This window comes from Thiocapsa sp. (assembly GCF_035467215.1).
GTDB lineage: Bacteria > Pseudomonadota > Gammaproteobacteria > Chromatiales > Chromatiaceae > Thiocapsa.
The window spans coordinates 1-9,393 of record NZ_DATITZ010000272.1 but is presented as its reverse complement, the minus strand read 5'-3'; the positions used below and the strand labels follow the sequence as shown (position 1 = coordinate 9,393).

Below are 9,393 nucleotides of genomic sequence, written 5' to 3'. Positions count from 1 at the left end.
CGCTGAGCGCCTTCTTCTTCGATTGCATCCAATGCGACGGGACCCTCTTGATCGACGCGCCGGCGCGGGAGCGTTTCGGCGCACTCGCCGAGGTGGTTCCGGAGCGCGCACTCATTCCGCGGCTGCAACCGAGCGATGCGGCCGAGGCCCGTGCCTTCCTGGATCGTGCACTCGCAGCGGGTCACGAGGGGATCATGGCCAAGGACCCGGCGGCGCCCTATGCGGCCGGAGCGCGCGGTCGGCAGTGGCTCAAGATCAAGCCGACGCAGACGCTTGATCTGGTGATCCTGGCGGCGGAATGGGGCAGCGGGCGGCGCAGCCGTTGGCTGAGCAATCTGCATCTGGGGGCGCGCGACCCGGCGGGCGGCTTCGTGATGCTGGGCAAGACCTTCAAGGGTCTGACCGACGCCATGCTGACCTGGCAGACCGAGCGTCTGAGCGCGCTCGCGGTGGCGCAGGACGGCCAGGTGGTGCATGTGCGTCCCGAGCTGGTCGTCGAGATCGCCTTCAACGAGCTGCAGGAAAGTCCACAATATCCGGCCGGGCTAGCCTTGCGCTTCGCGCGCGTCAAGCGCCACCGTCCGGACAAGACCGCGGATCAGGCCGACGACATCGCGACGGTCCAAACCCTTTTTCGGCGGCAGATCGCCTATTCGGCTTGAGGCGGTAGGGCCTGTAGGGGCGACTTTAGTCGCCCGATAGCAGCCATGTGCCGTCGCGCCGCTTATTCCGGGACATCGCTGTTTGTGCAGTGTAGAGCGTCCGGGATCATTGTCGTTGTCGTAATCGCGGTCGTATCGATCGTCGACAACGACAACGAAAGGTATCGACACATCTGCCGTGCTGCACTAAATCCAAACGCTGACTCCGGTAACCATGACCGATCCAATCTGCCGACAACTGGTGCTCGTCCTCGGGGATCAGCTCGACGCCGAGGCCGCGGCCTTGCGCGATCTGGATCCGGCACGCGATCGGGTCTGGATGTGCGAGGCGGTCGAGGAGTCGACCCATGTGCCGTCGCACAAGGCGCGGATCCTGCTGTTTCTGTCCGCGATGCGGCATTTCCACGACGCCTTGGCGGCGGCTGGGATCCACGTCCACTATCGGGCGCTCGATGTCGAGGCGGATCCGTCGCTCGCCGCGGGTCTCGCCGCGGCGATTCGGGTCCTGCGCCCGGAGCGCTTGATCCTGACCGAGCCGGGAGAGCATCGCGTTCTCGCCGCCTTGCGGGCCGTCGCCCTGACCAATGCAGTGCCGCTCGAGATCCGCCCGGATGAGCATTTCATCTGCTCGCGAACGGATTTCGAGCGTTGGGCGGCCGGTCGCAAAGGGCTTCGCTTGGAGCACTTCTATCGTCATCTGCGCAAGCGGGAAGGCATCCTGATTGAAGGCCCGGCGGATGACGCGCAACCCGTCGGCGGGCAGTGGAACCTAGATCACGAGAATCGCAAGGCATTTGGTCGGCAGGGTCCGGGCATGGTGCCTGAACCGGTCGGGTTTCCTCCCGACGCCATCACGCGGGACCTGATCGCACTGATCCAGCAGCGTTTCCCGAATGCACCGGGTACCTTGGAGCGCTTCGACTGGCCTGTGACTGCCGCCCAAGCGCGCGAGGCGCTCGATGACTTCATCCGCAACCGGCTTGCCGCTTTCGGCCCTTGGCAAGACGCCATGTGGACCGGCTAGCCCTATCTCTATCACGCTCGGATCTCGGCTGCGCTGAATCTCAAGCTGCTCGATCCGTGCACCGCGATCGATGCCGCGATCGCGGCCTTCGAGGCGAACCAGGCGCCGCTCGCCTCGGTCGAAGGTTTCGTCCGCCAGATCCTCGGCTGGCGTGAATATGTGCGCGGGATCTATTGGCGCGAGGGGCCGGTCTATCTCGAAGCGAATGTCCTGAAGGCACACCGTCCGCTCCCGAATTTTTACTGGACCGGAAAGACCGACTACGCTTGTCTCGAGGCGTCGATCGGACAGGTGCTCGAATACGGTTACGGCCACCACATTCAACGCCTGATGGTGACCGGACTCTTCGCGTTGCTGCTCGGGGTGGAGCCGCGCGAGATCCATGCCTGGTATCTGGCGATGTTCGTCGATGCCGTCGAATGGGTCGAGGCGCCCAACGTGATCGGGATGAGCCAGTTCGCCGACGGCGGGCTGTTGGCCTCCAAACCCTATGTCGCGACCGGCCAATACATCAATCGGATGAGCAACTATTGTCGGCACTGCCGCTATGATCCGAAGGAGGCCCTCGGTGAGGCCGCTTGTCCATTCACGACGCTCTACTGGGATTTTCTCGATCGGCACCGGGATCGGTTCGCCAGCCATCCGCGCACTGCGTTGCAGTGGCGGAATCTCGCGCGGATGGATCCCGAGCGCCTCGGCGCGATTCGCCGGCGGGCGGAGGCGCTACGCGCAGAATTGGCGACGGGAGTGAGCGGTTGAAGGAGAGAGGGTCTCGTGAGGAGCGGAGGTTGTGCCGAGCCGTGCGAGGCACAACCAACCGTCGGCGAAAGTTGTGCTTCCTATCGTCAGCACAACGGGCGGTGCGTGCCAATAAATTCGCACCTACACGATCGTCTCAAACCGCGTCCCCACAGTCGATGCGGGTTGTCCAAAGAACAAGCCAAGATGAACTCAACGATTAGCACTCCGGACGCGGTTTAACCATGAGCACAGACGTCATCATCATCGGTGCCGGTCTCTCCGGACTGGCTTGTGCCGTCACGCTGCGCGAGCGGGGTTTCGAGCCCCTACTGATCGAGGCGTCGGACGCCCCGGGCGGGCGTGTGCGTACCGATCGACGTGACGGTTTTCTCCTCGATCGGGGTTTTCAGGTCTTGCAGACCTGGTATCCCGAGGCGCAGCGGTTCTTCGACTATGCACGCCTGGATCTGCGTCCCTTCTATCCGGGGGCGCTCGTGCGCACGCAGGGGCAGCTGCATCGCGTGAGCGACATCTGGCGCCGTCCGACACGGCTCTCCGAGATGCTGGTCTCTCCGGTGGGAAGCCTCGGCGACAAGCTAAGACTCCTCGCGCTGCGTCGCCGGGCTCTCGCGGGCGATCTTCAAGCGCTCTATTCGCGTCCGGAGCGCGAGGCCTTGACCCTGCTGCGCGAGCTCGGTTTCTCCGCGCGCATGATCGAGCGCTTCTTCAAACCCTTCTTCAGCGGCGTCTTCTTCGAGCCTGGGCTGGGCGTGTCTTCGCGCGCGTTCGAGTTCGTGTTTCGTGCCTTTGCGCTGGGCGATACGGCCCTGCCGGCGCGCGGCATGGGCGAGCTCCCTGCGCAGCTCGCGCAGCGGTTGCCTCGGGAGTCCATCCGCCTCGGCGCGCGCGTGGAGCGTATCCTGGATCAACAAGTCGTGCTCGACACGGGCGAACGGCTGCGGGCGGGCACCATCGTGCTGGCGACCGAGGGCAACGAGACGGCGCGTCTCCTGGGTCGATCGCACAGCGCGGCGGTGGCGGGGCGCGGAACCACCTGCGTGTATTTCGCGGCGAGTGCGCCGCCGATCGAGGGGCCGTATCTCGTGGTCAACGGCGAGGGGCGAGGGCGGATCAACAGCCTGCTGTGTCCGAGCAATCTCTCGGATCACTATGCCCCGCGGGACGAGAGCCTCATCGCGGTCAACGTGCACGGCGCGGAGCACAACCCGGATGCGCTCGAGACCGACCTGCGTCGCGAGCTGATCGGCTGGTTCGGCGATCAGGTCCTCGGCTGGGTGCGCTTGGCGGTGTATCGGCTGCCGCGTGCCTTGCCGGTTCAGTCGCCGCCTGTCGTCTATCCCGGCGCGGTGCGGTTGCGTCAATCCAATTGGCTTTGGACCTGCGGGGAATATCGGTCGGCGCCCTCGATTCAATGGGCGCTGCATTCCGGGCGTCGTGCCGGAGAGGAGATTGCGGGCAGCCTGCTCGGCGCTCACGCGGGCGATGCAATCGAGCGGCCGGATTCCGGTCCGCGCACCACGAGCATGCCCTCGGCCGATTCCTGATCGAGGGTTTCGCTCGCGGTACCGACCGGACCTCGCCCGACCGCGCGGCTCCGCCCCGACGGGTTCCGACCCTACCGAAAGAAGGGGTTCTATCGGCAAGAAAACCCAAGATCCTGAATGGGTTGCACCTATGCGGCTGATCTCCTATCGTAGCCGCTCACGAGAACAATCATCCACCTGGAGTTTGGAGTATGAGCTCTCCCTTTCTGCGTGCGCTGGCTCTTTCCCTCGCTGTTTCGGGCACCTTGGCCGTCGCCCCTTCGGTGTTCGCCACCACCTCCGATGCGGAGGCGGAACCGGATTTGGAACTCGGTCAACGCCTGCATCGCCAGTGTGCCCTCTGCCACGGCCAATACTCGCAGGGCATCTTGGGCGGAAAATATCCGCGCCTTGCGGGCCTGCCCGATTACTATCTGATGAAGAGTCTTACCGACTACCGCGACGGCGAGCGCGAGCATGCTGCCATGATCGTGGTCGGCGGTCTGCGCACCTTGTCCGACAACGATCTCGCCAGCCTATCCGCCTATATCGCGAGCATCGATCTCGACGCCGTCCACCCGCTCGATGTCCCGACCCCGGAAGGTGCGGATGTCGAGAACGGCGAGGAGATCTATCAGAGCGACTGCAAGACCTGCCACGGGCGCAAGGCCGAAGGGAACAAGCGCAAGGAAAGTCCCAAGCTTGCCGGTCAGTACGACGGCTATCTCTTCCGCCAGATCGAGAAGTTCAAGGCCGGCAAGCGGATGCACGCCAACGACCCGGACGACGAGACCTTCGTGGATTACAACGACCAGGACATCCTCGATATCATCGGCTTCGTGACCACGATCGACGACAAGAACTGAGCCCTGCGTCGGACACATCCATAAGAATATCTTGAGGATACAAGAATGAAACACCTGAGCCTCGTCGTTGCACTCACCCTTCTGGCATCCATGCCGTTGATGGCGGCCGACGACTCCGCACCCGAGATCCGGGTGTCGGATGTCGAGCACACCGTACTTAAGATCGGCCTCGCGCCCGGCGTTTCCGCCGATGCCGCGGGCGAGGCCATGCTCTCGAAGGCGGTCGAGCTCAACATGCGCTTGGTCGCGCATCTCAACGTCGGGCAAGAGGTCGGAAATCGCGGGATCGATTCGATGCGCCTGGAGATCTTCCAGTTCTGCAATCCGGAAGACGCGGTCAAGATGGCTCGATTCAACACCATCTTCGCGGCCTACATGCCATGCAGTATCGCGCTGGTCGAGGACAACGAGGGCCGGATCTGGTTGCAGATGCTTAACCTGGACATGCTGATCAGCGCCTATGATCTGCCGCCCGAGCTTCAGGCGCTGGCGCTCGGGATCAACGGTCAGATGCTCGACATCATTACTGCAGGAGCCACCGGAGAGTTCTGATCCTCCGCCCGTCGGGCCAGGGCGACCTGGCTCGACAGCACACCCAAATCCATTGGTCGGGTCGTAGGTCGGATTAGCGAAAGCGTAATCCGACTTGCAACATTCGAGCAGATCGCAAACGTCGGGTTACGGTGCGCATCGCGCTTGGCAGGCAGCATTCGAGGGGGTGCCGGCGCGCCTAACCCGACCTACGGCGCTTACCCTACGCAGCGTCGACGGTTATCCTCGTCGATAGGCGAGCCAAGGTCGAAGCAGATACTGCACCGCAGCGATCCCCGCCGCGAGAATGCCAAGGACGGCCAAAGGCGCGGCGGCCGCGGTGTATCCCGCATCGTCGAAGAGCAACGTGACCGCCAGGATCACGGCCAAGCCCACGACGGCCACATGAACCCATAGATTCGTTGCCGGTCCCGGCCACCGGGCTGCAAGCACGGCACCGAGCGAGGCCGCGAGTGCCCCGCCGAACAGACCGGCCGCCACATCGACCGGCCAGTGCACACCGACCGCGACCCGGCTCAATCCGGCCAGCACGGCCAGCCCCAGGAACAGCGCACGCAGCGCCGTCCAGCGCGTGTAGTAGATCAAGACGCCGAAAAAGACCGCTGCGGTCACGCTGTGACCGGACGGAAAGCTCGCGCGTGTATGGCTCGGCCCGATGAGATTGAAGGCATCGGCCGCGAGCACGCCCGGCGGGCGCGTCGTGTCGAAGAGGGCCTTGAAACCGCGGCTGTAGGCGGCCGCGATCAGCGCCGCGAGCACCAGCGCCCAGAACACCCTCGGATAGCGCAGCGCGAAGAGGAGCGCCAGGGCGAAGGGGACGCGTTCGTCGCCGAGCACCGTCAGACACTGCCAGACCCAGTCAGGGTAGGCCGCCGCGGCGGCATTGATCCGAATGAAACCGGCGTCGTACCCGACGCCAAGATAAAGGGTCAGGCCGACGATCAGGCAGACCAACGCCCAGCGCAACAACCAGACCGCGCCGCTCGGCGACCTGAGTGGCGTCCGGTCCGCTCCCGTGACCAAACGCTCGCGAAGGGCGTGTTTCCAGAATGCATAGAAATCAGTGCGCATCGTCATCGTCCGGGTGAAGTGCCGACGGCGCTCGTGTCGTCCGCCCGGCCCATGCGCACCAGGGCGACCGGACCTCGACGGTAGACGATGTCGCGCTGCAGGCCCGGGTAATCAGTCGCGAGGGCGTCCAGCTTGTCGACACGCAGGAAGACCAGCTCGCCGGGCAGGGGCGGACGATTGGGCGTGACGGCATCGCGATAGACGCTGAAGCTCGGCATGGAGGTGCGGTAGACCACCGTGGGCAGATCCAGCTCTTTTGCCAGCAGACCGGCCTCCTTCACCGGTGCCTGCATCACCTCGAAGACCCGCGGGACCAGGACCCCGTAGACCACCAGTGTTTGGATCACCCCGGCAAGGATCAGCCGCTGCCACAGGGGCGGGCGGGACCAGAGGAGCAGACCGATCAGCGCGGCCAAGCCGGCGAGCATGGCGAGTCGATAGTCGAACCCCAGGACCCCGCGCGCCTCTTGGAACATGGCGATCTCGTGTGCCCTGTCCGCTTGAGATTCGGCGAGGCCGACGACGTAGGGCAGCGCAACCAGCAGGCCGAGGAAGATCAGCGGCGCCGCAAAGGCGAGCCAGCGGCCCTCCAGCAGATCCCGATGTTTGGCCATGAGGATGAAGAGCGGCGTGGCCCCGTAGAGCAGGTAGTGCGGCAGCTTGGTCCCGGAGAAGGAGAAGAAGACGAAGACGGTGGCGAACCAGATCCAGAGAAACCGTTGGAGCGGATCCGACCAGGCGGCACGCAACCCCGGCAAGAGACGCAGGAACCAGCCGGTGAAGGGCAGCAGGATGATCGGCAGCATCACCAGGTAGTAGCCCGGAAAGCCGGCATGGCCGTGCATGGCATCGCCGAAACGCCCGGCGTTGTGCTCCAGGAAGAAGCTGCGGAAGAACCCGGGCCCGTCGTCGAGATAGACCGCGAGATACCAGGGCAGAGCGACCAGAACGAACACCAGCCAACCCTTCGGCGCAAAGGCCGCCTTCGCCCAGCGTCCCAGCGCGCGTTGCGATCCGAAAAAGAGCAGGCTGACCACGACCGGGAAGAAGACCGCCACCGGTCCCTTCGTCAGAAAGCCGAGCCCCATCCAGAGGAAGGCACGCAGCACGAAGCGGCGGTTGGTCGCGGGATTCGGGTCAAGGTAATAGCGATAGATCTCGAAGAAGGCGAGCGCGATAAAGAGGTTGAGCACCGCGTCGGCGACCGCCCCCTTGGCGATGACCGAGACCTGGAGGCTCAAGGCCATCACCAACCCGGCGACGACTGCGCTCTCGCGATCCAGTCGTTCGCGCACGAAGCCCCAGACCGCAAGCACCCAAAGGGTCGCGGCGATCGCCGAGGGCAGACGCAGTGCCAGCTCGTTGAATCCGAACGCTTGGGCCGAGGCCGCCTGCAACCAGTAGATGAGAACCGGCTTGTCGTAGCGCGGCTCCCCGTCCTTGTGCGGTGTGATGAAGTTGCCGCTCGCCAGCATCTCGCGGGTCGCCTCGGTGAAGGCACCCTCGTCCAGATCGTAGAGCGGCACCGCGCCCAACTGCCAGTAGAAGCTCAGGAGCACGACAGCGACGAGCAGCCAGGGCAAGGTCAGGATGCGCCCGAGTATCCCGCTCGGGTTGCGATCGGCGATGGGCTGGCTCATGCCGAGTGCCTCCAATCCGCGTGTGCGGGATCCGATTGCCAGCGAATCCGGTGATGGGTGTGCTCGCCCGAGGCATAGAAGGTGCGCGTCATCAGCTCGGCGAGTACCCCGGTCGTGAGGAACTGGATCGACATGACCAGGAAGAGGATGGCCACGAAGAGCATCGGGCGTGTCCCGATGTGCTGACCGAGCCCGAACTTCACCCAGAGCATGTCGGCCATCAGGACGCTCCCGACCACGCCGAAGAGGATCCCGATGGAGCCGAAGAAGTGTCCCGGACGCGATCCGAACCGCAGGAAGAAGAAGGCCGAGAGGAGGTCGATCAGCACCCGGAAGGTGCGCGAGATCCCGTACTTGGAGGTCCCGAAACGACGCGCCTGATGGGCGACCTCGGTCTCGCCGATGCGCTCCGGCGCCGTGACGCCGGCGACCCAGACCGGGATGAAGCGGTGCATCTCACCAAACAGGGCGATGCGCTTGAGGACGGCGGCACGGTAGACCTTGAGGCTGCAGCCGTAGTCGTGCAGGCGCACGCCGGTCACCCGCGCGATCAGCCGGTTGGCGATGCGGGAAGGGATCTTGCGCAGGACCAGGGCGTCCTGACGGTCCCGCCGCCACCCCTGGAGCAGGTCCAGGTCGCGTTCGAGGAGCTCAGCGACCAGGCGCGGGATGTCGGCCGGGTCGTTCTGCAGGTCTCCATCCAGGGAGGCGATCAACTCTCCGCGGGCGGCGTCGAACCCGGCCTGCATGGCGGCCGTCTGGCCGAAGTTCCGGCCGAGGCGGATCACCCGGACGTGGCTGCCATGCGACTGGGCCGTGTCCTGCAGGCGGGCCCCAGTACCGTCGCGGCTGCCGTCGTCTACGCAGATCAGCTCCCATGGCCCGACATAGCCCGCGAGGCCCTCGTGCACCCGGGCCAGTAAGGGCGCGACGTTGTCCGCCTCCTGGTAGAGGGGGATTACCACGGAGAGGCTGGGGAGCTTGCGACTTGGGTCGTTCATGCTTGGGTCCGGGCGGTGCGGGCGGGCTGCGTCGCTGTGCTGAGTAACTTGGCTGCGGGCAAGGATATGGCTGTAGCCCGCAGCGTGGGCGAGGACCAGGGCGGTCAGGTTCTCGGCGGTCTGGCTCTCGTAGTGGATGGCGTCGGCCATTTTCACCTTGGTGACGCCCTGCAATTGGGCGGCGGCCTGAGCGGCGCCGTTGCAGCTTGATCCGGCTACGAGGACATGCACGTCGCCGCCGATCTTGCGGGCGGCGGCGACGGTGTTGAGGGTGGCGGCCTTGAGGCTTTGC

6 protein-coding genes and 3 pseudogenes are annotated in these 9,393 nt (G+C 65.0%); 5 read left to right on the top strand and 4 right to left on the bottom strand.

All coding sequences use genetic code 11. The annotated features are described in order from the left end of the window. The 5 genes and pseudogenes from VLR48_RS15515 to VLR48_RS15495 all read left to right on the top strand — a co-directional run. Positions 1 to 662: pseudogene (locus VLR48_RS15515) on the top strand (ATP-dependent DNA ligase); the annotation flags it as partial. A gap of 214 nt (positions 663 to 876) precedes the next feature. Continuing rightward, positions 877 to 2,445, top strand: a pseudogene (locus VLR48_RS15510) (cryptochrome/photolyase family protein). Between the two features lie 224 nt (positions 2,446 to 2,669). Next, the gene (locus tag VLR48_RS15505; protein WP_325292660.1) at positions 2,670 to 3,992 is read left to right on the top strand and encodes an NAD(P)/FAD-dependent oxidoreductase; all 1,323 of its coding nucleotides are present in this window, start codon (positions 2,670 to 2,672) and stop codon (positions 3,990 to 3,992) included. A gap of 191 nt (positions 3,993 to 4,183) precedes the next feature. Beyond that, positions 4,184 to 4,837: a c-type cytochrome gene (locus VLR48_RS15500; protein ID WP_325292659.1), complete on the top strand. Its 654-nt coding sequence runs from the start codon at positions 4,184 to 4,186 to the stop codon at positions 4,835 to 4,837. A gap of 45 nt (positions 4,838 to 4,882) precedes the next feature. After that, positions 4,883 to 5,389, top strand: coding sequence for a DUF302 domain-containing protein (locus VLR48_RS15495; protein WP_325292658.1), 507 nt, complete (start codon positions 4,883 to 4,885; stop codon positions 5,387 to 5,389). Positions 5,390 to 5,608: 219 nt separating this feature from the next. On the opposite strand, the gene VLR48_RS15490 is transcribed toward VLR48_RS15495, so the two are convergent. The 4 genes and pseudogenes from VLR48_RS15490 to VLR48_RS15475 form a co-directional block, all read right to left on the bottom strand. Next, complete coding sequence (locus tag VLR48_RS15490) at positions 5,609 to 6,460, bottom strand: phosphatase PAP2 family protein (protein WP_325292657.1); 852 nt, start codon at positions 6,458 to 6,460, stop codon at positions 5,609 to 5,611. Between the two features lie 2 nt (positions 6,461 to 6,462). Next, the gene (locus tag VLR48_RS15485) at positions 6,463 to 8,100 is read right to left on the bottom strand and encodes a glycosyltransferase family 39 protein (protein ID WP_325292656.1); all 1,638 of its coding nucleotides are present in this window, start codon (positions 8,098 to 8,100) and stop codon (positions 6,463 to 6,465) included. Continuing rightward, positions 8,097 to 9,101 carry a glycosyltransferase family 2 protein gene (locus tag VLR48_RS15480; protein WP_325292661.1) on the bottom strand — a complete coding sequence of 335 codons (1,005 nt, stop codon included), beginning with the start codon at positions 9,099 to 9,101 and terminating at the stop codon, positions 8,097 to 8,099. Before VLR48_RS15480 ends, VLR48_RS15485 begins: the two co-directional genes overlap by 4 nt. A gap of 102 nt (positions 9,102 to 9,203) precedes the next feature. Continuing rightward, positions 9,204 to 9,332 (bottom strand): annotated as a pseudogene (locus VLR48_RS15475) (electron transfer flavoprotein subunit alpha/FixB family protein); the annotation flags it as partial. Between the last annotated feature and the right edge of the window lie 61 nt (positions 9,333 to 9,393).